22 protein-coding genes are annotated in these 22508 nt (G+C 40.7%); 14 read left to right on the plus strand and 8 right to left on the minus strand.

The window, feature by feature from the left end:
- The first annotated feature begins 191 nt into the window (after window positions 1-191).
- The gene (locus B2107_RS02510; protein WP_293952858.1) at window positions 192-422 is read left to right on the plus strand and encodes a hypothetical protein; all 231 of its coding nucleotides are present in this window, start codon (window positions 192-194) and stop codon (window positions 420-422) included.
- 449 nt (window positions 423-871) lie between these two features.
- Here B2107_RS02510 and B2107_RS02515 read toward each other — a convergent pair whose 3' ends face one another.
- Window positions 872-2044, minus strand: a complete 1173-nt coding sequence (locus B2107_RS02515) for an acyl-CoA dehydrogenase family protein (protein WP_293952860.1) — start codon at window positions 2042-2044, stop codon at window positions 872-874.
- 126 nt (window positions 2045-2170) lie between these two features.
- On the opposite strand from B2107_RS02515, the gene B2107_RS02520 reads away from it, so the two are divergent.
- Window positions 2171-3700 (plus strand): aldehyde dehydrogenase family protein, encoded by a 1530-nt coding sequence (locus B2107_RS02520; RefSeq protein ID WP_293952862.1) that lies wholly within the window; start codon window positions 2171-2173, stop codon window positions 3698-3700.
- Between the two features lie 20 nt (window positions 3701-3720).
- Window positions 3721-5010 (plus strand): L-lysine 6-transaminase, encoded by a 1290-nt coding sequence (gene lat / locus B2107_RS02525; RefSeq protein WP_293952864.1) that lies wholly within the window; start codon window positions 3721-3723, stop codon window positions 5008-5010.
- 59 nt (window positions 5011-5069) lie between these two features.
- Here the strand turns inward: lat and B2107_RS02530 are convergent, their stop codons facing one another.
- From B2107_RS02530 to B2107_RS02540, 3 genes are all read right to left on the minus strand, one after another.
- A complete protein-coding gene (locus B2107_RS02530; RefSeq protein WP_293952866.1) occupies window positions 5070-5837 on the minus strand; it encodes a suppressor of fused domain protein in 768 nt (255 codons plus the stop codon).
- A gap of 79 nt (window positions 5838-5916) precedes the next feature.
- Complete coding sequence (locus B2107_RS02535) at window positions 5917-6315, minus strand: energy transducer TonB (protein WP_293952868.1); 399 nt, start codon at window positions 6313-6315, stop codon at window positions 5917-5919.
- A 122-nt stretch (window positions 6316-6437) separates the two neighbouring features.
- On the minus strand, window positions 6438-7421 hold the full coding sequence (locus B2107_RS02540; RefSeq protein ID WP_293952870.1) for a hypothetical protein: 984 nt from the start codon (window positions 7419-7421) through the stop codon (window positions 6438-6440).
- A 218-nt stretch (window positions 7422-7639) separates the two neighbouring features.
- Here B2107_RS02540 and B2107_RS02545 point away from each other — a divergent pair, with 218 nt between their 5' ends.
- Genes B2107_RS02545 through B2107_RS02560 form a run of 4 tightly spaced genes read left to right on the plus strand, consistent with a single transcriptional unit; the run spans window position 7640 to window position 9816 of the window.
- Window positions 7640-8146 carry a GbsR/MarR family transcriptional regulator gene (locus tag B2107_RS02545; protein ID WP_112373885.1) on the plus strand — a complete coding sequence of 169 codons (507 nt, stop codon included), beginning with the start codon at window positions 7640-7642 and terminating at the stop codon, window positions 8144-8146.
- A gap of 4 nt (window positions 8147-8150) precedes the next feature.
- Complete coding sequence (locus tag B2107_RS02550) at window positions 8151-8513, plus strand: hypothetical protein (RefSeq protein WP_293952872.1); 363 nt, start codon at window positions 8151-8153, stop codon at window positions 8511-8513.
- A 4-nt stretch (window positions 8514-8517) separates the two neighbouring features.
- The gene (locus tag B2107_RS02555; protein ID WP_293952874.1) at window positions 8518-8898 is read left to right on the plus strand and encodes a hypothetical protein; all 381 of its coding nucleotides are present in this window, start codon (window positions 8518-8520) and stop codon (window positions 8896-8898) included.
- A 27-nt stretch (window positions 8899-8925) separates the two neighbouring features.
- Window positions 8926-9816, plus strand: a complete 891-nt coding sequence (locus B2107_RS02560; protein WP_293952876.1) for a TIGR01777 family oxidoreductase — start codon at window positions 8926-8928, stop codon at window positions 9814-9816.
- Window positions 9817-9849: 33 nt separating this feature from the next.
- Here B2107_RS02560 and B2107_RS02565 read toward each other — a convergent pair whose 3' ends face one another.
- Both B2107_RS02565 and B2107_RS02570 read right to left on the minus strand, forming a co-directional pair.
- On the minus strand, window positions 9850-11961 hold the full coding sequence (locus tag B2107_RS02565; protein WP_293952878.1) for a type IA DNA topoisomerase: 2112 nt from the start codon (window positions 11959-11961) through the stop codon (window positions 9850-9852).
- 29 nt (window positions 11962-11990) lie between these two features.
- Window positions 11991-13349, minus strand: coding sequence for a deoxyguanosinetriphosphate triphosphohydrolase (locus B2107_RS02570; RefSeq protein WP_293952880.1), 1359 nt, complete (start codon window positions 13347-13349; stop codon window positions 11991-11993).
- A 246-nt stretch (window positions 13350-13595) separates the two neighbouring features.
- Between B2107_RS02570 and B2107_RS02575 the strand changes: the two genes are divergently transcribed.
- The gene (locus tag B2107_RS02575; protein ID WP_293952882.1) at window positions 13596-14654 is read left to right on the plus strand and encodes an aldose epimerase family protein; all 1059 of its coding nucleotides are present in this window, start codon (window positions 13596-13598) and stop codon (window positions 14652-14654) included.
- Window positions 14655-14738: 84 nt separating this feature from the next.
- Here the strand turns inward: B2107_RS02575 and argH are convergent, their stop codons facing one another.
- Entirely contained in the window at window positions 14739-16070 is a 1332-nt protein-coding gene (gene argH / locus B2107_RS02580; protein WP_293952883.1) for an argininosuccinate lyase, read from the minus strand.
- A gap of 673 nt (window positions 16071-16743) precedes the next feature.
- Here argH and rbfA point away from each other — a divergent pair.
- Genes rbfA through B2107_RS02600 form a run of 4 tightly spaced genes read left to right on the plus strand, consistent with a single transcriptional unit; the run spans window position 16744 to window position 19526 of the window.
- Window positions 16744-17115, plus strand: coding sequence for a 30S ribosome-binding factor RbfA (gene rbfA / locus B2107_RS02585; RefSeq protein ID WP_293952885.1), 372 nt, complete (start codon window positions 16744-16746; stop codon window positions 17113-17115).
- A 29-nt stretch (window positions 17116-17144) separates the two neighbouring features.
- Window positions 17145-17792, plus strand: coding sequence for a leucyl/phenylalanyl-tRNA--protein transferase (aat, locus tag B2107_RS02590; RefSeq protein ID WP_293952887.1), 648 nt, complete (start codon window positions 17145-17147; stop codon window positions 17790-17792).
- Window positions 17785-18873, plus strand: coding sequence for an aminotransferase class V-fold PLP-dependent enzyme (locus B2107_RS02595; RefSeq protein WP_293952889.1), 1089 nt, complete (start codon window positions 17785-17787; stop codon window positions 18871-18873). Before aat ends, B2107_RS02595 begins: the two co-directional genes overlap by 8 nt.
- Window positions 18874-18875: 2 nt before the next feature.
- Entirely contained in the window at window positions 18876-19526 is a 651-nt protein-coding gene (locus B2107_RS02600; RefSeq protein ID WP_293952891.1) for a hypothetical protein, read from the plus strand.
- Window positions 19527-19571: 45 nt separating this feature from the next.
- Here the strand turns inward: B2107_RS02600 and B2107_RS02605 are convergent, their stop codons facing one another.
- Complete coding sequence (locus tag B2107_RS02605; RefSeq protein WP_293952893.1) at window positions 19572-19970, minus strand: hypothetical protein; 399 nt, start codon at window positions 19968-19970, stop codon at window positions 19572-19574.
- Window positions 19971-20187: 217 nt separating this feature from the next.
- Here B2107_RS02605 and B2107_RS02610 point away from each other — a divergent pair, with 217 nt between their 5' ends.
- Together B2107_RS02610 and hemA are read left to right on the plus strand one after the other, a co-directional pair.
- Window positions 20188-21027 carry a hypothetical protein gene (locus tag B2107_RS02610; RefSeq protein WP_293952895.1) on the plus strand — a complete coding sequence of 280 codons (840 nt, stop codon included), beginning with the start codon at window positions 20188-20190 and terminating at the stop codon, window positions 21025-21027.
- A gap of 218 nt (window positions 21028-21245) precedes the next feature.
- Window positions 21246-22487: a glutamyl-tRNA reductase gene (gene hemA / locus B2107_RS02615; protein WP_293952897.1), complete on the plus strand. Its 1242-nt coding sequence runs from the start codon at window positions 21246-21248 to the stop codon at window positions 22485-22487.
- Window positions 22488-22508: the final 21 nt, after the last annotated feature.

Consider the following 22508-nt stretch of genomic DNA (forward strand, 5'->3'; position numbering starts at 1 on the left):
CTCCGTTTCCGTTGGGACTGCAAAGGTAGAAATCATTTTTGAACTTCCAAAAACTTACTGAAGTTTTTTTTTCTTTTCCCTTTTTTCGATTTCCGCGTTTAAAATAAACCGGGCGGGATTTTAGATCCTGTCAGGCGCTCTTAAACCCTTCTTTTTTCAGGGTTCCTTCTCTCGAAGTAACCGTCCCTCCCTTGCGGAGTGGTGCAAAGATAGGAAGTTTGGGGACAAACTTCCAAGCCTTTTGTTCTTATTTATTTCATTTTCGACATAACTCCCTGGAAGGATGGGAGATTATTTTTCAGCAGGCCCCTCCCGGAGGCAAATTACAGGGGCAGACTGCATATAACGGAGCTCCGGGCGGGGAAACGGGGCGGCAGGCAGCTGCGCCAGGACAAAATGTCCCGGGAGGACGAAGTCTGTGAAAGGCACGCCGCCGCGAACTACAGCGTGGTCTCTCTCATAGGTTGTATGCCGCAGGCGCCGCCGGGCTAGACGCCCTGCCGAATTCGAAATATAAGACGGCCGATCGAGGCATCAAAAACGCTATCATGTTATAGCTTAGTTTAGGGTTTACTTAGGGTTTAGTTAGGGTTTGTTTAGGTTTAGTATAGGTAGAACCCATACTAAACCTAACTTAAGACTAAGCTATAGGTATACAAATTCTATACTAAGGAATAAAAAGGTAATAACTATGTGTTTTTTTAGGGATAAGAAACTGCTATAACTAAGGATAACACCAAGGTCAAATACGAGTTTAACCGTAGCACCAACCCTAGCTTATCTATGCCGAAAAATAGATTTTATAAAATAAATACTCCTATATGCTCAAGATAAAGGAACACCAATCCCTGTTACGTAACCAAAATTTGCATTATGAAAATGCGTTCAGACCAGTAATATCTTGACCTGTAATCAATAAATGGATATCATGGGTCCCTTCATAGGTAATCACAGATTCGAGGTTCATCATATGCCGCATCATAGGAAAATCCCCTACTATCCCCATCCCCCCAAGGATCTGCCTGGATTCACGCGCAATCTGCAAAGCCATATTCACATTGTTCCTTTTGGCCATCGAGATTTGTGTTGGTGTCGCCCGTCCCTCGTTTTTGAGTACACCTAAACGCCACGATAACAACTGCGCCTTGGTAATTTCCGTAAGAAATTCTGCAAGTTTCTTTTGCTGCAATTGAAAACCAGCGATTGGCTTACCAAATTGATGACGCTCCTGGGCGTACTGAATGGCAGTTTCATAACAATCTATTGCTGCTCCAATAACGCCCCATGAAATACCATAGCGGGCCGAATTCAAACAGGAAAGCGGTCCCCGCATTGAATTTACACCTGGAAGCACATTCTCTGCCGGAATAAAAACATCCTGAAAAACCAATTCACCTGTTTTGGATGCGCGCAACGACCATTTATGTAGCGTTTCTGGAGTTTCAAAACCTGCCATTCCACGCTCAACGATCACCCCTCTGACTTTTCCGGACTCATCCCTCGCCCAAACGACAGCCATATCACATACGGGTGAATTTGTGATCCACATCTTGGCTCCATTTAATAAAAAGCCATTAGCCTTGGCTGTTAATTTAGTTTCCATTCCACCGGGATCAGACCCATGATTGGGCTCAGTAAGGCCAAAAGAGCCAACCAACTCTCCCGATGCCAGCCTCGGCAAATATTTAACACGCTGTTCCTCGCTACCATAGGTGTAAATCGGAAACATTACCAAAGAGGATTGCACGGAAGCTGCCGAACGAATAGCCGAGTCACCAGCTTCCAGTTCTTGCATGATTAAGCCATAGGAGATCTGATCCAAACCAGCTCCGCCATATTCAGTCGGAATATAAGGGCCTAAGGCTCCAATAGCGCCCAATTTAGGCATCAAGCCAGCAATAGCACGATGCTCCTGTGCCGCATCCTCAATAAAAGGCTTAATCTCTGCTTTCACAAAATCGCGGACAGACTGCCGTATCAGTTTATGTTCTTCGGATAATAAATCATCCACTTGATAATAATCGGTATTGATCTGTTTAGTCATGATATAGTCTACATTAGCTTATCTAAGATAAAGAATATTTTTCCGATGAACAATATTCAGCATCAACTTGATAGCAAAAAATTTATTTCATATATTTAAATCATTCAACGAATAAAATAAACCATTATGATAAAATCAGCGCTTAAAATACTTGGGATATCCTCTCAAAATTTGGGGTCATCAACTGGACAGCAATGGTTTTCCAAAGGCAAAGAATTCAAGTCCTTTTCACCTGTAGATGGAAACCTCATCGCCAAGATAAAAGGCAGTCATAGTAAAGACTATGAAGCAGTTGTTAAGCAGGCCGGTGATGCTTTTTTACAATGGCGTCTACTGCCCGCTCCAAAAAGAGGGGACATCATTCGCCAGTTTGGGGAAAAACTTCGTGAACTGAAACCTATTCTTGGGAAGTTAGTTTCCTATGAAATGGGTAAATCTTATCAGGAGGGTATGGGCGAAGTACAGGAAATGATTGACATCTGTGATTTCGCTTTGGGTCTATCCCGCCAATTATATGGCAATACCATTCACTCGGAACGCCCGGGGCACCGTATGTACGACCAGTATCACCCCTTGGGCGTGGTGGGTATTATTACCGCATTCAATTTTCCAGTAGCCGTTTGGGCATGGAACACGGCATTAGCCTTAGTCTGCGGAAATACTGTGGTGTGGAAGCCTAGCGAAAAAACGCCATTATGTGCCCTAGCCTGCCAAAAAATTCTTGCAGAAATCTTACATCACAACGGACTACCCGAAGGAATATCCAACCTTATTACTGGCGACAGGCAAGCCGGAGAGTGGCTCGCCGAAGATAGTCGCATTGCTTTAATTTCTGCCACAGGCTCTACCCGTATGGGAAAAGAAGTCGCCGTTACTGTAGCGCAACGTCTTGGAAAGACTCTTTTGGAACTTGGTGGAAACAATGCAATCATTGTGACGCCCGATGCAGACTTAAAAATGACCATTATCGGTGCCGTCTTTGGAGCTGTAGGTACTGCTGGACAACGCTGTACGAGCACAAGGAGACTTATTATCCATGAGCGCATTTATGAAGAGGTCAAAAAACAACTGATTAAAGCGTATGGTCAACTAAAAATTGGAGACCCTTTGGATACAAAAAATCATGTAGGACCATTAATTGACAAAGACGCCGTAAAATCATACTTAAACGCACTGGAAAACATTCAAAAACAAGGGGGAAAATTGCTAATTAAGGGAAAGGTTCTTGAAGGTAAAGGGTATGAAAGCGGCTGTTATGTGCAGCCAGTCATTGCAGAAGTGGAAAACCATTATGAAATCGTACAGCAAGAGACCTTTGCCCCGATTCTTTATTTGATCAAATATAAGGGGGATATCCGTGCTGCTATAGATATTCAGAACAATGTTGGCCAGGGATTATCATCTGCGGTCATGACAAACAATCTACAGGAAGCTGAGCTGTTTCTAAGTGCTGCCGGCTCTGATTGCGGTATTGCCAATGTTAATATAGGCACTTCAGGAGCCGAAATCGGAGGTGCATTTGGAGGCGAAAAAGAAACTGGTGGCGGTCGGGAGTCTGGTTCTGATGCGTGGAAAGCCTATATGCGCCGTCAGACAAACACCATCAATTATACGACTGATCTACCCTTAGCACAAGGGATCAAATTTGATTTATAAACCCATTTACACACAAAACTATGAATAATGTACATGAAAGATTAAGCAAACATATATTAGCTGATGGATTTCCTTTGGTGATGGATATGGAAAAATCCCATGGTTCTTATGTCGTAGATGAAAATGGTGACGAATACCTGGATATGTTCAGCATGTTTGCATCGATGGCCGTGGGCTACAATCATCCCCATTTGGTCAACCAACGTGATTTCTTAGGTAAAATGGCAGTCAATAAACCTGCTATGTCGGATATCTACACGAAAGAGTTTGCTGATTTTGTTGACACATTTGATCGCGTGGCCATACCGAAAGAACTTTCCTATGCCTTTTTCATCTCGGGGGGAACCCTTGCCGTGGAAAATGCTTTAAAAGCTGCTTTCGACTGGAAAACAAGGCTGAATTTTGCCCAAGGAATACAAAAAGAAGCAAGCCAAGTTATTCACTTTAAACAGGCATTTCATGGTAGATCTGGCTATACGCTTTCCTTGACAAATACTCAAGACCCCAGAAAATACCTCTATTTTCCCAAATTCAACTGGCCACGCATTACCAATCCGAAGCTGAGCTACCCCTTAACAAAGGAACATATTGATCAAACCATTGCTTTGGAGAAACAAGCTGTCTACGAAATACATGAAGCCCTTGCAGCGAACCCACATGATATCGCCTGTATCTTAATTGAACCGATTCAAGGTGAAGGCGGCGACAATCATTTCCGTAAGGAATTTTTCTTACAACTCCGTAAAATCTGTGACGAAAATCAAATTCTATTGATCTTTGACGAAGTACAGACGGGATTGGGAATCACTGGAAAAATGTGGGCTTACCAACATTACAATATAATTCCCGATATCATTGCCTTTGGCAAAAAAGCACAGGTATGCGGGATACTGGCCAGCAAAGAAAAATTTGATCAGGTGGAACACCATGTTTTCAAAGAATCAAGTCGTATCAATTCCACATTTGGTGGCGATTTTATGGATATGCTTCGCTTCAAATTAATTCTTGAAGTCATAGAACAGGAAAATTTGGTTCAAAATGCAGCCGAAAAAGGACGCTACCTGCAAGGGGAGCTCCAGAAGTTGATCACAAAAAAAACACAGCTGTCTAATTTAAGGGGTGAGGGACTATTTGTTGCATTGGATTTTGACGCTGAAAGCGAGCGCAATGAATTTATCAAAAATGCCTATGCAAATAAGCTTATCATGTTAGGTTGTGGTGAGAAAAGTGTTCGCTTTAGACCGCATCTTAATGTGAGTTATACGGATATCGACAAAACGATCACCCTAATGGAAAAAAGTATATCCTAAAGGATATGCAATGCTATACTGTTTCTTCGCTTGTAGCATTGCATACCCTTTTTTTAAATCTATCTATCTTTACAAACATTAGGACGATCAATATCAACCAGTTCCGAAATTCCGTATTCATCAAAACGATCTAAAAGGGCATCGGTGCCCTCCTCGAGTTTATAATCCATCTCTTCCTTATATACCGGAATCATCGCATAAAAATTGATGATATTTCCATCTTTAGTTTTCAACTCCAAAAAGTCTTCATCAAAACTTAGCATAGGCGGAAGCAGTAACATACAACCAAACCCGGTATTTGCGATATCTTCGGCTTCCATTCCATTGGGAATGGTATGCCCATAACCTAACCAGGTTTTGTACTCATGTGGAAACCTTGCTAATCTTTTCAAAAAGTATACTGGCCAATAATTGTCATCGTCCTGAAATTCTTCTTCCCCTATTTTCCAATCTGCGGGCAACACAACCATTAACTCAGCACGTTCATAAGTTTCCTTATTTTCCACCTCATCCGGAACATTCATCGGTAAATCACTCATACCTGAGGTGACCAATATATGATATGGATAATTTGCACTTGGTTTTATCCAATGCACATCAATATGGACTAGTTCGGAGACAATCTCATGAAACACCATATCGGGTTCGGCGATATATTTTGTCAAGTGTTCCTCTATTTCATCCAGATAGACACATTGGATCTCTGGAAATAAGTTCTTAGGATCCTTATCTTCAGACTGATCTTCATAACGGTATACGGTAGATCCTCCAGGTGTAATTTCCGGATCCTTTCTTTCAGATGCGGACTCTTCCGCTCCGCTGCTCATAATTTTTTTGACTTTATCCCAGAATGTCATAGTATCTTATAAATGGTGAAAATTTAAGCGATTATTTTCTATTCAAATTTTATTCAATTACAGCTACTACAGGCTGTCTAAATCTTGTTTTAACTGGTTTTCCATTAACTTGTGCTGGCATCCAGTGCGGCGATTTTCGCATAACGGACAACACAGCTTTTGCAAACTCAGGGCTAATTTTTTCTGGGTTCTCGATTTCAATATTGCAGATAGACCCGTCTTCGCATACAATAAATTTGAGGATGGCTGTCTGTTTGGGACCATATTTTGCATAGGCCACACTATCCATCGTTCCAACAGTTCGTGATAAATCCAGATTATATTGCAAAAACCTGGACCATGCCACTGCCCCACCTTTAAAATAAGGAAAATTATCAACGTCCTGTGCAATACTGTCGGTCGGGATATCGCGCTTAGCAATCATCTGCGCACTTGCACAAGTACACATAAATAAGAAAAGTAGAATCGAAAAAAAAGTGTTGAAGCTTGTTAAATACATACCCTATACTAACCATAATCGTACCATTTAACGCTTGGATACGATCATTTATTGCGTTTAGCAATACTGGATTAATTCAGTGGCATATCAACTTGAGCAACAAAGTCTCCGTTTTCGTTAATGAGAAAGCTAATGGGATGCTCCGGGTTCTTAATAATCTCGAACAAGGTCAACCCCCAGGGTTTCCAAAAATTTTCAAGCACCTGGCCATAGGTTTTATTTTGCCAAGGATCAAAGATAGGTTTCATCGACATATCAGCTAATGGCATCGGCTCCACATACACTTTCTGTGGTGTATTTAAGTACGTATAATCTGGCAAACGATTAAATAAGTAGGCTGAATAAAAATAGCGCGCACACAATTCCTCAAATTGGATCGGGTGCAATGTTTTACCCGAAATGACTTTGAGAATGTCTTCATGATAAATATTGTTTGTCCCATTATCTTGAAGACAGGCAACTACAGCAAAGTCCTTCATACGTATCGAGAAGATCAAGGTATTGATTTCATCACGGTACATAAATGTATCGGGCGCATTCTCCACAGGTACAACAACCAGTGAAAATGGAAACGTATTTTCAAACTCCATTGGTACTACCAATGATTGCAACATCGCATGCAAATTTGTAAAACGCTGTGCAAGCGCTTGTGAAAAATTCATCTCCTCTCCTGAAGCCTTTTGTTGGCGAATTCCTGCAAGAATTTCATTAAAAACTACGCCATAAATAATTTTTGTCATCCATTGAAACAACAGTAGCGGATCTAACTGCTTAACCGCTTCATATCCCTGCTCAAATGACTGCTCTACCTCCTTTTCCATTTGCTCAATCGCCGCTGCTGCCGCCATGGAACAAGGTAGTTTCAACGACTTGTAAGTCACTAGATTTTCATCTAGCATTTTAAAAGGTTTATCTTCCAATTGAAAGGATTTCATCATCCATACTGGAAAGACCTGAATGGATTCTTCTTCCGACTGAAGCTTACTTCCTGTTAAAAAACAAATAGCTGAATCAAACTGAAATTGTTTGAAAGGATTATACAAAGTTGTCGCCATAATGCGGACAAAGTTAAAACAAATCAAAAAGTCCACAAGAAAAGCAAATTCTTATTACGAAAGGGTGACTCGAAGGAATAACTTATTTTACTTTCAGAAATTTTTGAAAATTCAAGAACTTTAAATAACTTTGATGTAACAAATTATCAAGATGCTGTAAATAAGCTGGATGTAAATCGCTTACGGCAAAATTTAAATACGAACAAAAAGAAAGGTCAATGGAATTACAAGAAGCAAAACAACAATTCATAGACACCTGGGGCGCATTAGGTTCTGAATGGGGAATCAACAAATCTGTTGCTCAGGTTCATGCCCTACTCCTTTCCGCAAGCAATCCCATGTCTACAGATGAGATTATGGAAAAGTTGGTGATCTCCCGCGGGAATGCCAATATGAGTATCCGGCAATTGATCGATTATGGTATTGTCTACAAAAAACATATTGCTGGTGATCGAAAAGAATATTTCGTCGCAGAGAAAGAGGTCTTAAAATGGGCGATGAAAATTGCAGTGATGCGTAAGCAGAAAGAGCTTGACCCCGTTATGGATATTCTAAAGGATATAAGCCGGAATACCGAAAAGGACCAGACAGCAGAAGGTAAGGAGTTCCATAAAACGGTAAAGGACATCCAAAATCTGACGGATCAACTCGAAACTATTGCCAACAAGATTTTCAATACCAGCGGTGGAGATTTATTAATCAAATTGATCAAACTAATGATGTAGCGTCATGAACTTCAATATCCTAGCGTACGCAATCTATGGCCTGCTCACCTGTTATATTATTCTTTGGGTCGGCCGGTTATTCCATAAAAATGGTCGAGTTTTCATCCTATCGCTTTTCCGTCAGGAGGTCAACTTGGCTGACACGACAAACAACTTATTGCTGCTGGGATATTATCTGTTCAACATTGGCTATGCAATCCTGCAATTTAGTTATTGGCGACAAATTGAATCATTTGATGAAATGATCTGCAGCATTGCCTTTAAAACAGGACGATTACTTTTTGTCCTTGTTGGGCTACATTACTTCAATATGCTCAGTATTTACTTTTTCGCAAAAAGAAAGAATTCATTAACCATTAAACATTAATATCATGGGAAATTTAACAGTTATCGGGTACTTTATCTACTTACCCATTGCAATAGGATTAACCTATTATGTTGCCTACGTGCTTTTTAAAAATAGCATTGTTTACATGAATGATATCTTTGCCGGTAGACCGGAGGTCGCCCATGCGACGAATAATCTATTTCGCATCGGATTCTACCTCATGAATTTGGGATTTGCACTCTACATACTTGAAATCAGCCTGTACAAGCCGAGCATTCAGGAACTCATTGAACGTCTGAGTTATAAAATCGGTGGATTTAGCATATATCTTGGTGTAATGCTCTTTCTTAATATGTTTCTCTTCTTTAGAGGCAAACGGATTGCAAAACAAAGAAGAGCAATGGATGCTACTTACGATAGTTAATCTGAAAGGTTCTCAAATAGAAACACCATGGATAAAATAGTCATTGCTGGAGGAACAGGTTTTGTTGGACAATATCTTTCCAAGAGATTTCAAACTTTAGGTTTTCAAGTTGTTATGATTGGACGTCGACGGGGCACTATTCAATGGGATGATCATTCCAGCATTTCTGAGGCGCTGGAAAATGCGGCCATCCTAATCAATCTAGCCGGAAAATCTGTCAATTGTCGATACACTAAAAAAAATAAAGCCGAAATATTTTCCTCACGAACAGCAACGACTACGCTTCTCGGCGAGCTCATAGCAGGCTGTACCAATCCACCAAAATTGTGGCTCAACTCAAGTACGGCGACCATCTATCGGCACGCCGAAGATCGTCCGATGACAGAAAGTTCGGGGGAAATCGGAACAGGTTTTTCCGTTGATGTTGCAAAATTATGGGAAAAGACTTTTTTCGACTTCAAATTGGAAAAGACAAGACAGGTGGCACTTCGGATGGCGATTGTTTTGGGGCCCGATGGGGGTGTTATCCTGCCTTTTAAAAATCTTGTCCGCGCTGGACTGGGTGGTATACAGGGAAATGGCCAGCAATATTTTAGCTGGATCCATATTGAAGATCTATTTCAAATCATTTTATTCTTACAAGGTCGTGATGACATCGACGGTATTATAAATTGTGCGGCCCCCAATCCGATTATGAATAAGACTTTTATGTCGATCTTTCGACAGGTAATGAACCGCAAAATTGGCCTGCCATCTCCAAAATGGCTACTGGAAATAGGTGCGGCTTTAATCGGTACGGAGACAGAGCTGCTTTTAAAAAGCCGTTGGGTATTACCGGAAAGATTGGACAATAATGCTTACAGGTTCAAATTTCCTACCATTTCAACTGCGCTGGAGGATATTCTGCAGCCGGGATAGCATCAAAAAGATAACAACGTGGGGTACACTAGCTTATCCCACGTTGACTTTAAAATTTTCAAATACAAGCGGCGCATTGACAAGAGTGCCTTCGTTATTTTTCACACCTTTAAACTCCGAAGTTTTTCCCTTCTCCAACAGGTTCTTCATCTCTTTTTCGTCTAGAAAGACACCGTTCAATGTCCGCCAGATCTTAAAATCACATCCACGGGCATAATGGTCACATTGGGCGACTTTATCATAGAGCAAAATTAACCCGCGCTCACATTTCGGACATTTTATTTTTCCTTTCTGCTGAGGTTTAACTTCCGCCTGCGCAAGTGAAATCCGCAGTGTCAACAGTTCTTTTGTAATTTTGGCGGTGTAATCCTTAATATGCTTCATAAAAACATCATAGGAAACCTTATTCGCCCGCATTTCTTCCAGCTTCTGTTCCCATTTACCGGTCAAAGTTACCTTAGCGATGGAACGATCCTTTACAAGGTTATACACGGCCAGTCCCTTTTCTGTGGGGATCAGTTTTTTCTTATCGCGCTTTATATAGTCACGTTGAAAAAGCGTCTCAATGGTTGCAGCACGTGTAGCTGGGGTACCTAGGCCACAGTCTTTCATGGCTTGGCGCATTTCATCGTCTTCAATTTCCTTTCCCGAAGTTTCCATGGCCTTCAATAATGAGGCTTCGGTATGTATGGGTCTGGCTTTAGTAAAACGTTCGGCAAGTTCGAGGGTCAGAATCTGCAATAATTCTTCGGCTAACAGCTTCGGTAATTGCGCATTTTCGTTGTCCTGATCCTCATTGTTCTTGTCTTCATCCGGAGCCTCGATCTGCTCTGCAGACAACCGCCAGCCGTATTGCTTAATCACAGTACCTTTGGCAATGAGTTCAACACCTTGTGCATCTATCGTAACGGTAGTAATATCTTTTATACATACTTCCGAAAAACTTTCGACCATGCGCTTGGCAATCATATTGTAGATATTCTGCTGCTCTTTCAACATGGGTCCGGGTTTTTCATCCGTCACTAAAAGGGCATGGTGATCAGTTACCTTTTTGTCATCGACAGAGCGTTTGTTCAATTTTGCACCGATCAGATTTTTTGCAATAGACGCAATGGATTCTTCTGCAGTATCTGCCAAATGTTGAAAAAGTGTGCCAATTGTTTCAAAAACATCTTCACCAATATAACGGGAACCCGTACGCGGGTAAGTAATAACCTTCTTTTCGTACAGTGTTTGCGCAATATTGAGTGTCTGATCGGCCGAATAACCATATTTTTTATTCGCATCCTGTTGTAGCGATGTTAAATCAAACAACAGCGGTGGTTGCTCTTTTGTTTCTTTGGCTTCTACCTTTGCCACGCGTGCATTGGAACCAATCGTGAGTCGCGCAACGGTTTGTTCCGCCACATCCTTCTTATCAATTTTAGCTGAGGTAGCTTTAAAACTGATATTGTCTTTTTCAAACCCGGCCTGAATTTTATAAAATGCCTGCGGTTTAAAGTCTTTATTTTCCAGATAGCGCGAACAGATCATGGCCAAAGTTGGTGTCTGCACGCGTCCTAAAGAAAGTAGGCCCTTATTACCAGCTGCTAAGGTGATGGCTTGTGTTGCATTGATACCGATCAGCCAGTCCGACTCCGAGCGTGAACGTGCAGACATGTACAGGCTATCGTATTCCGTACCGTCCTTTAAATTGGCAAACCCCTCTTTAATGGCTTTATCCGTTTGGCTTGAAATCCACAAGCGCTTAAACGGCACTTTAGACCCTAAAAAATAATATATATTGCGAAAGATCAATTCCCCTTCCCGTCCGGCATCGGTAGCCACAATAATTTCTTCGGCTTGATCCAAAAGGGATTTAATGGTATTAAGCTGTTTCACTGCCCCAGTATCGTCCATCTGCTTGCCATCACGCTTCACCTTTTTCGATTCCAGTTTAAAGCTTTGTGGAATGATTGGCAAGTTTGAGATTGTCCACGAATTATATCCGTAGGCCTGAGGTGTACAGAGTTGGACCAAATGTCCGAAAGCATATGTAAAAGCATAACCATTACCGGCGATATACCCGTCTTTGACTTCCTTCGCCCCCATCACCCGAGCTAGATCACGTGCCACAGAGGGCTTTTCAGCAATTACAACCTTCATTTTAGCTATGAGATATTAGATGTTAGATGTTAGTCGATCGAAGGTATCGTTATTCCTTTGATCTTACGATATAGCTCTATCGCATAAACGTCGGTCATGCCTGACACAAAATCCAATACGCAACGAATCTTCGAATAGGAATCTTGTTTTTCTGTATAAAATTGTTCAGGAATTAGAGCGACAAGTTTCTTATCGTAATTATTCTTGTTCTTCTTGAGGTACGCTGGAACAAATTCTTTTAAAAGTGCATCCATCACCCGATAGCCAGCAATCTCAATCTGTACAACCGTGGGAGCATTGTAGATTTTTGCGATGGAGATCTTCGAGATTTTGTTCATCTGTGCAACAATCTCTTCATCAAGTGCATCCATTAGCGCTGATCCGAATGTTCCAGACAAGAATTTATCCTGTTCACGTATAAAGACGTCAACACACCCTTTAATCAAGGTATTGATCGCTTTGGCCCGCAACAATGCTACCCGGCTCGGCGTATCCAGCAGACCGTCAAGTCTGTCGCGAAGATTCTCTTTGCCACATAGCGGCAATAGCAACTCTTCCACTTCTTGATAAGATAAAATCTTCAGATGATGAGCATCTTCCAAGTCTATAATATTGTAACAGATATCATCTGCAGCCTCCACCAGATATACCAACGGGTGTCTCAGATAGCCTTTTGGATTAGAAGGATCTTTTAATAAGCCCAATTCATTGGCGATTTTTTCGAATGCTTTTTGCTCTTCTGTAAAAAAGCCATACTTCTTGCGGTGATGGCTTTTCTTAAGATGGCCATCAATGGCCAAACATGGATATTTCACGATGGACGCCAAAGAAGTATACGTCAATGCAAATCCTTTGGGATCTTTTCCCTGAAAGGCATGTGTCAGGATACGTAAGGCATTTGCATTTCCCTCAAAATGGGTTAAATCAGCCCATTCCTCAGCGGTAACCTGCTCTTGGTATTTACGCCCGTCTCCGTCTGTGAAGTAAGTCGATATGGCAGACTCACCCGAGTGGCCAAAGGCAGGATTACCCAAGTCATGTGAAAGGCATGCTGCAGAAATAATATTGCCGACTTCCTGAAGAAATGGATAATCCGCATCAAGATTGGGGTTTTCCTCTTTCAACTTTGCATAAAACATACGTCCCAAAGAGCGCCCAACACTGGCTACTTCCAAACTATGGGTCAATCTGTTGTGAACGAATACAGCACCAGGTAGCGGAAAAACCTGTGTTTTATTCTGTAATCTTCGAAATGGGGAAGAAAAGATCAAACGATCATAATCCCGTTGAAATTCCGATCGCGCCACGAGATAGCTATCTACGCTCCGATCTTCGTAACCCCAGCGCTTTGCGGAGAGCAAATCTTTCCAATTCATTTTTTCAGACATAGCGCAAACTTAGATAAATTTGCCCTTAAATACAATTATAATCCTTGCGGCACTGACCCAAAATTGCCTTAAACAGCGTTGGCCCACATTCGTTGCTTACTTCATTATTTCGTTTATTTAACTGCGATTATTAAACCAGGATCCTGGATTGAATAATAAAAGATTTTATAAATGCCTTCGATCAAAATCGTTTTTATACTGCTTAGATTCTGTATCTTTATGCTACAATACCAATAGGGATCAATCATGACAAAATATCAAACACTTATTCCAAAACATTTTGAAGGTACAATTGACGGCAAAAACACGCATTTGCTCTTATTAAAAAATGAAGGGGGGATGCAAGTCCTCTTAACTGACTACGGTGCACGTATTGTCAGTATTTTGGTTCCTGACAACAAAGGAAATTTGGTAGACGTTGCACTGGGTTTTGATTCTATTCAGGCCTATCTTGATTCTGACGAGAAATACCATGGTTGTACTGCAGGGCGTTTCGCAAATCGCATTGCAGATGGTAAATTTGAACTCAACAGAAAACAGTATACACTCCCTCAAAACAATGGCAACAATTGTCTTCATGGCGGTATATCCGGTTTTCATGACAAGGTTTGGGATAGAAGGGTTACCTACCAATCGCACGTCGAATTTTATTATGTTTCTCCAGATGGCGAGGAAGGCTTTCCTGGGAACCTAAAAGTGATGGTTTCCTATACCTTATCGCGAAATAATGAGATCATTATCAAATATCATGCGCAATCGGATGCCGATACACACATCAACTTAACTAACCATACATATTTCAATCTGGACGGAGAAGGTAGTGGTGACGTGTTGCAGCAGATCCTTCAGATCAATTCAGATGAAGTTTTATTTGTAGACGAGAATCAGATACCGAATGCAATAGTACCAGTGGAGGGCACTGCCTTCGACTTTCGCACACCCAAACCTATTGTACAAGATATTACTGCAAATAACGAACAATTGATTGCTGCCAAAGGCTATGACCATTGTTATGTCAACAACCAGCCTATTTCGCAGCCTTGCGCAACGGTCTATTCAAAAAATACGGGCATTCAGCTGGATGTTTTTACCACTGAACCGGGTGTGCAGCTTTATACAGCAAATTGGATGACTGGAAATGATTTTGGCAAAAAAGGCCATAGGTATCTCCCTTATGCTGGATTCTGCCTTGAAACGCAGCATTTCCCGGATACGCCCAACCAAGAAGACTTTCCTCCTACTTTGTTGAAAGCCGGAGAGTCATTTGACTCCGAGACACACTTTAAGTTCTCAATAAAAAAATAAGAAAATATAACGGCCGGTAAGCNNGCTTACCGGCCGTTATATTTTGCTATGTGCTGTCTTTTTCCAAGAAGACAACAGTACCTTTTATTTTAAAAGATCGTCTATTGCAGAATTAACTTTGTCAAAACAAAAAGTCGCTTTCACCTCTTCAAACATACGTTGAATCTGATCGTTGCATAGATTTCCAATACTTCCTTCGTGGGTATGATTTACTTCTTTCGATGGCTTGAAGCGCCCTTCATCAATATCAATACCTATAGTTCGATAGGCTTCACGGAACGGCACCCCTTTAAGGACTTCATTGTTGACCACTTCTACGGAGAATAGATAATCATATTTTGGATCGTCTAGGATATTTTCTTTAACGGATATGTTTTCCAACATGAAGGTTGCAATTTCAAGACATTCATTGAGTGATTGGAAAGCCGGGAATAAATTCTCTTTTAACAATTGAAGATCCCTATGGTAACCGGATGGCAAATTTGTAGTCATCAATGCGATCTCATTGGGCAATGCTTGAATCTTGTTACAGCGTGATCGGATCAACTCAAAGACATCAGGATTTTTCTTATGTGGCATAATACTCGATCCTGTGGTCAAATGGGCAGGAAATGAGATAAATCCAAAATTCTGGTTTATATAAAGACATACGTCCATGGCAAACTTAGCTAAGGTTGCAGCTATTGAACTCATACCCTGTGCCAAGATACGTTCGGTTTTACCGCGTCCCATCTGCGCATAGACCACATTATAATTGAGATCCTCAAATCCCAACAATTGTGTGGTCAGGGTCCTATCTAAAGGGAAAGATGAGCCATAACCTGCAGCGGATCCCAACGGATTTTTATTACAAACCTTCCAGGCTGCACGCATCATCTCCAGATCATCGACAAGGCTTTCGGCGTATGCACCAAACCACAACCCAAACGATGAAGGCATGGCGATCTGCAAATGGGTGTAACCAGGGATTAGGATATGCTTATACTGCTCGCTGAGTTTTATTAATTCGCTAAAAAACGCTTCTGTATTGTGGATGATATGTTGAATTTCGGAGCGAAAGTACAACTTTAGATCGACCAATACCTGATCATTACGGGATCTGCCCGAATGTATTTTTTTACCTGCCTCACCGATACGCTGTGTAAGCAGCATTTCAACCTGCGAGTGCACGTCTTCCACAGAATCTTCAATGCGAAAATCTCCAGCAAGGATTTCGCTATAGATATTTTTTAGCTCTTGCTGAACGAGGGCCAGATCCTCATCCGTCATGAGATCTATACTGTTCAACATACGTGTGTGAGCCAATGAGCCCAAAACATCTGCAGCAGCAAGTTGCAGATCCATGACCCGGTCATTGCCCACAGTAAATGATTCTACAAAAGAATCTACATCTATATTTTTTTGCCAGATTTTCATTCTTCTTATTTTTTTAAATGCTATTTTAATCAGAAGCTTATGGCAGGTTTAGTATGGATTGAAGCTTCTGATAATTTTATGACATCCGATTTTTACAAAAATACCAATTGCAAACGGTTATATCAATGCAAAGATTACATACATTTTTTGGTCAATTCGTTAAAAAATGGAAAAATAGCGTCGATAAAATAGACTATTACAAAAAAAATATAATGTTAAAAGTTTGTTAAATCGCGATAAACACATATTATAAGTAACCACTCACTTTATTTTTAAAAGTTATTTTGTCAGTTTTTTAAGTATTCCTATGTTTGTAGTGTAAGGGAGATGAAAAAAGAGAAGATGGTAGGGTTAGTAAATACTTACCGCTTTAAATACACCAAAATTTCAAACCAAATATGATAGACCTCAAAGTCTTAAAACTTGAAAGAAATTACCTAACCAATTGTGAATCGAAATTTAAAGGCACGTCAAACCAAGATGTGCCTTTTTTCCTTTTTAGCATATTTTATTTTCCAATTGCTATTCTCCATTCTTTTCAAGCAGGTGTGCTATCTGGTATTCTTTGTTAACTAAGTGTGACAAGAGGTCAATCCAAAGTTCTCTTTTAATTGAAATTTTGGCTACTTTTGTTTGACACAATTGAGCATATTCAATACAAAAAACGTATACGATGGGAACAGAAAGCAAGAGACAGCAACGTTTTGCTGGGGTAATTCAACAGGATTTAGCGGCATTATTTCAACGCGAGGGTCATTCATGGGCTCCCGGAGCATTTATTACGGTTACACGTGTTCGTGTTACGCCAGATTTGGCGATCGCACGCGTTTATGTGAGCTTTTTAAACACCAAGACAGCACAGGAAGGCATTCAGGCGATTCGTTCCAAAACAGCTGAAATACGTTACAAACTAGGCGCAAAAATTAAGAACCAAGTAAAGATCGTTCCTCAATTGGAATTTTTCCTTGACGACACCAACGAATATGTTGAACACATGGATAAACTATTTGATGAGATCAGTAAAGAGCCACGCCAACCAGAATAATATCCTCTTTCGCAGTATGCTAAACAACAATGGTATTTGAACTGGATACTAAAAAACTTGAATTCCCACACCCAAGCTATGCAGAAGCAGATGGTTTACTTGCTGTAGGTGGGGATCTTTCCACCGATCGCCTGCTACTCGCCTATAGTAATGGGATTTTCCCTTGGTTTGACGAGCGCAGCCCTATTCTCTGGTATGCCCCAAACCCTCGATTCGTGATCGATCCGCGCAAAATAAAAATCAGCAAGAGCATGGCGAGCGTCCTTCGGAAAAATATTTTTTCGTTCTCAATAGACCGCAACTTTAAAGCAGTCATTCATCATTGCGCAACTATGAATAGAAAAGATCAGGAAGGTACCTGGATTACAGCGGACATGATAGATGCCTATAGCAAACTTGCGGAGCTGGGTTATGCACATTCGGTGGAAGTTTGGCAAGATGGGATACTGGTTGGGGGCCTTTATGGTGTATTAATCAATGGTGTATTTTGCGGCGAAAGTATGTTTTCTAAAGTCGCCAACGCATCGAAGGCTGCACTAATTTACCTTGCACAAGAAATCGAATTACATCTAATTGATTGCCAATTCCATACTAGTCATCTGGAACGTATGGGCGGAACATATCTTTCACTGACAGATTATTTAGCTATATTAACAAAAAAGCACAACAATGACTAGTCCATATCGCAAACATTTTGACATCGCAACAGAGGTCACTTACCTAACGACACCGGGATCGGGCTTACTTTCACGTGAAACAAAGGCGTGGCGCGCCAAGAGAGACCAAGATTTCTTTGATTCAAACTCGAACTTACGTGAACAGCAGGGTGCGACCTTGGATGCCTGCCGGGCTACACTAGGTACATTTTTTAATTGTCCTTCCCAAAATGTCTTCTTATCCAGTTGTTTTTCCTCTGCTTTCAATGCACTGCTGGCCGGTTTACCTAAGCAAGCTAAGGTTCTTCTACTGAATAATGATTATCCTTCCGTTAATTTTCCGACGATATTAAGTGGTTTTGAACACCAATTTGTCACGATGGACGAACAACTGGAAGCAAATTTATTGGACACAATAGCGATATTTAAACCAGATGTCCTTATCCTCTCCATTGTTCAATACATTTCGGGATTAAAAATAGACCTATCTTTCATACAGGAATTGAAGCACAAGCATCCCGACTTGCTGATCGTCGGTGACGGCACCCAATTTTTGGGAACAGAACTCTTTAATTTTACACTTTCGGGATTTGACGCCGTATTATCCAGTGGATATAAATGGCTTATGGCTGGCTTTGGCAATGGCTTTGTGTTCTTAAGCGAAAGGCTCAAAGCGATGCTCTATGCGAATATTCAGGAAAACTACAGCTTTCTCAACAACCAATGGATGAATAAATCTGTGGTACAACTCTGTTTCGAGCCCGGCCATTTGGATACGTTGTCACACGGAACGCTACAGCAGTCTCTTCTTCAATTGGAGGAATGGGGGTTTGCCGAAACAGTGGCCTATACCCAAAAATTGATCGCAGATGCCCGTGCTGAGCTGTCCGACAGAAAACTGTTATTGAATAGCATCGTAAAACGACGTCCGCAGAGTAACATTTTCAACATACAGATCGACCACGACTATTATCAAACCCTCTTGGATGAGGGAATAAAATGCTTCCCCCGAGGTTCGGGAATCCGTATCGGATTTCATTTATACAACGATCACACGGATCTTGAAAAGCTATTATATATTATTGACACCAAAGTAAAGTAAACATGAAATTTAGAATAGGAGATTTAGTACGGTTTGTTGATGAACCCATTGAGGGACATATTACATCCATGCAGCCCAACGATATTGTGGGCGTCACGGACGATACAGGTTTCGAAATCCCTGTACCGATGGATAAAATCACCCTTGTATTCGGCAATATGCGGCGCGCGGATGATGAGCTCGACCAGCATGCAACACCATTGACACCACATCGATTTATCGAGAAAGGGATACTTTTGGCGATCTCGGGAGATCACAAAGATGGACTCGCCAAATTACATATCATCAATGAAACAAGCTTTGAGCTACTGATATCCATATCCGAAGCAACTGCGAATAAAGTTAAAGGTATTTTCAGCAATAAGATACCTCCACACGACTCGATTCAGTTTTATACAGGAAACTTTGCAAATGTTGGAAAATGGCCGACTTTCCGCTTTCAGATCTTACGCCATAGCAGCATTTTGCAGGAGCTTACCTCGCCAATCAACAAAGAACAACGTGTGCGTCCAGTAGACCTTACTAACCCTAAAATGCTTAACGAAATTTTGGACGAAAAGATATGGTCCTACGAATTGGATAAGATCGAAGAAGATTTAGGATTGGACAAATTGAAAAATCATTTTATACCGCATCGTCCAAACAAAAAATAAGCTAGGTGTTTTTCATCTAGCTTATTTTTTGTTTAAACGCCTTCACTACTCCACCGAAGATCCAACCTTTTTGGTACTTAACGCCAACAATAAGATACCTACCAGATAGACAATCCAGCCCCAGCGCATATGCAGGGATTTAGAAAGCAATTTATCAGCAAAGCCCCAACCGAAATAATTATTGATCTTAAACCAGACTGCTGTTATACTCAAAATATACCAGCAGGCTGCCAATCGCGTCATCCATTGATAAGCGCGAACTGCTCGAACAAAAAACAACAGCGCAGTCACCCCCAAAATCAGCAGGGTAATAAAGAACAAATAGGCATCTACCTGATAGAGGTTCCAATTTCCTTTAATAGGTACTTTTAAAAACGGCGTCATACTGGAAAAAAAGCAGATCACCAGTCCGACAATGGCAACGTATTTTTTGATAATAATCATAATTCAAATTGCTTTAAAATTCGTACGAATATAAGTTGAATATTAACACTTATATAACATGTCTTTCGCTTTTTGAAAAATTATTCTATTTTTAGAGACAATTCTCGTTCAGTGTTAGCCACATTGATGCTAATCAGGAATACACGGAGTAGTACTACAATGGGGTGATGTCTATAAATGGGAGAATAAATTTTTACGATTAAGCTGAATAATAAACATGAAAAGAGAAGTTGAGGAAATAGCCGCAGAACAACCTGCACAGCCAAACAAAAAGAAAAAAGTCTTTATTATTATCGGTATCGTCCTATTGGTGATCCTGGCCGGCGGCGGATATTACAATTATAACCAGCGACAAGCGATCCAAGGCTTGGAGGTCGACAGCACGGCCACCGCTGCTATCGGGTATGAAAACGCAGACCCCAAAGACCTAGAGGATGCTGATGGTTGGAGTTCATTAGAAGACTATCAACACTGGAACAATGCCATCTTCACTATACCGGAATATGACAACATCCCCTTGCGTTACAGAAGGGGTATTACAAAGATTTTTATGGGCAATAACTATCTAGAACCCGTAGAGGATAAACCCATCTACAAATTTACCCGGATAAAAGACCGTGCTAAATCCGTTTTTTGTTATGGAAACTTTACCGATCGCAACGATTCAGATAGCTGGAATAAGGAAATGGCATTTTTGATTGAAAAAAACGATTACCAGAGCAGTGCGATCTGGATCATATCCGCAAAAGGCGATATCTTATTCTGGAAGGAATATTCAAGCGAACTGCCACTCATCAACAGCTTCAAAAAGGGACAGAAAATTTTTATGGATGAGATGAAGTTAGTGCCCGCTCCTGCCGATGGAATTATCATCAAGAATAAGAACTCCAAATACGCATTAATTTACAATAAAAGCAGCAAAACTTTTGACAGCTATTACCAATATAGTGACAGTGAAATTCAAGAAGCTACCGCCGCAGAAGAGACTCCGTATGTGGAAGAATTAGAAGATGTCACCGTGGACTCTGTTGGGGTAAATTCGGATATTAAAGAGTAGGCACTGCGTTTTTTAGCTCAAAACTTTCGTCACTGCCTATCGTGATGAAAATCATTTGGCCACAAATACAAAAATAAAACACTGTAATACAGATAGTTATTTAATAAAAAAAGCTATTTAAAATCTTTCTAAATTAATCCCTTTGACAGATTTTTGACACAAGCACAAAGCTTTTAAGCTACATTTGTACCGTTAAATATAAGCGAGGGATTAGAGCTTTGAAAAATCTTAAAGTATTAGCGTTTACTCATAAACATGTCGAACTAAAAGATCTAGGTAATCTAGTAATCTGCAATGAGGATTTAGAAAGTCGGCTCATCAATCTAAAGCATAGCTTAGATATTCCGGAGATCTTTTACATTGGTACTTGTAACCGAGTAGAGTTTGTATTTTATGGTGCTCATGAATTGACCCATGAATTTATCGCCGATTTTATGGGTAAGTTAAACTTCTGCGTACCCCAAGAAAGGCTACAATGCTATTTAGGACAGGTCAATAAATATGAGGGGATGGATGCTTTAAATCATTTACTTCGGATGTCCTGCTCACTTGAAAGTCTTGTCGTTGGAGAAAAAGAGATTCTGGCACAGGTAAGACGGGCTTATGATCGTTGCAGAGAGGCTGGTTTTACGGGAGATTTCTTACGCCTGATGATGGATCGACTTGTAAAAACAGCCAAAGAGGTGTACACCTATACTAAAATTTCCAGAAATCCCATTTCAGTTGTTTCGCTTGCTTACCGCAAATTACGTGAGTTAAAACTGGTTGAAAACCCTAGAATCGTCATCATCGGTTCTGGAGAAACCAATCAGAATTTAGCGAAATATTTTCAAAAAAATCAAAAAGCTAAGTTTGTTATTTTCAACCGTACTGTGGAGAATGCCAAAGCCTTAGCCGAAGAATTGAATGCTGAAGCTTTTCCTTTAGCAGACATTGGTCAATATAAAGAAGGTTTCGATATTCTGATAACCTGTACAGGGGCTCCTACTTCAATTGTAGATAACGCTCTTTATCAATCCTTATTAAACGGAGAGACTGATAAAAAAGTGATCATTGACTTAGCCGTTCCGAATGATATTGATGCTGAAGTTCTCAAAAACAATCCGATTCATTATATCGAAGTGAGCAGCTTACAAGCAATTGCAGAGAAAAATATTGAAGAGCGCTATAATGAACTGGAAAGTGCGGAGAAGATCATTCAGGACAATATTGAGGAATTTTTACCGTTAATCAAACAACGCCGTGTGGAAGTTGCAATGCGTGAGGTTCCTGAAAAGATCAAAGAAATTAAATCTTTCGCCTTAAATGAAGTATTTGCCCAAGAAGTGCAGGCCTTAACGCCAGAGGCACGAGAGGTATTGGAAAAAGTGATCAACTATATGGAGAAAAAGTACATTAAGGTTCCGATGGTTATGGCGAAAGAAATTTTGGTTAAAACTCCCGAAACCGAGAAAAATTAGCATTCCTATCCCGAAGTTTTT

The organism is Sphingobacterium sp. UBA7855, from assembly GCA_002500745.1.
Taxonomy (GTDB): domain Bacteria; phylum Bacteroidota; class Bacteroidia; order Sphingobacteriales; family Sphingobacteriaceae; genus Sphingobacterium.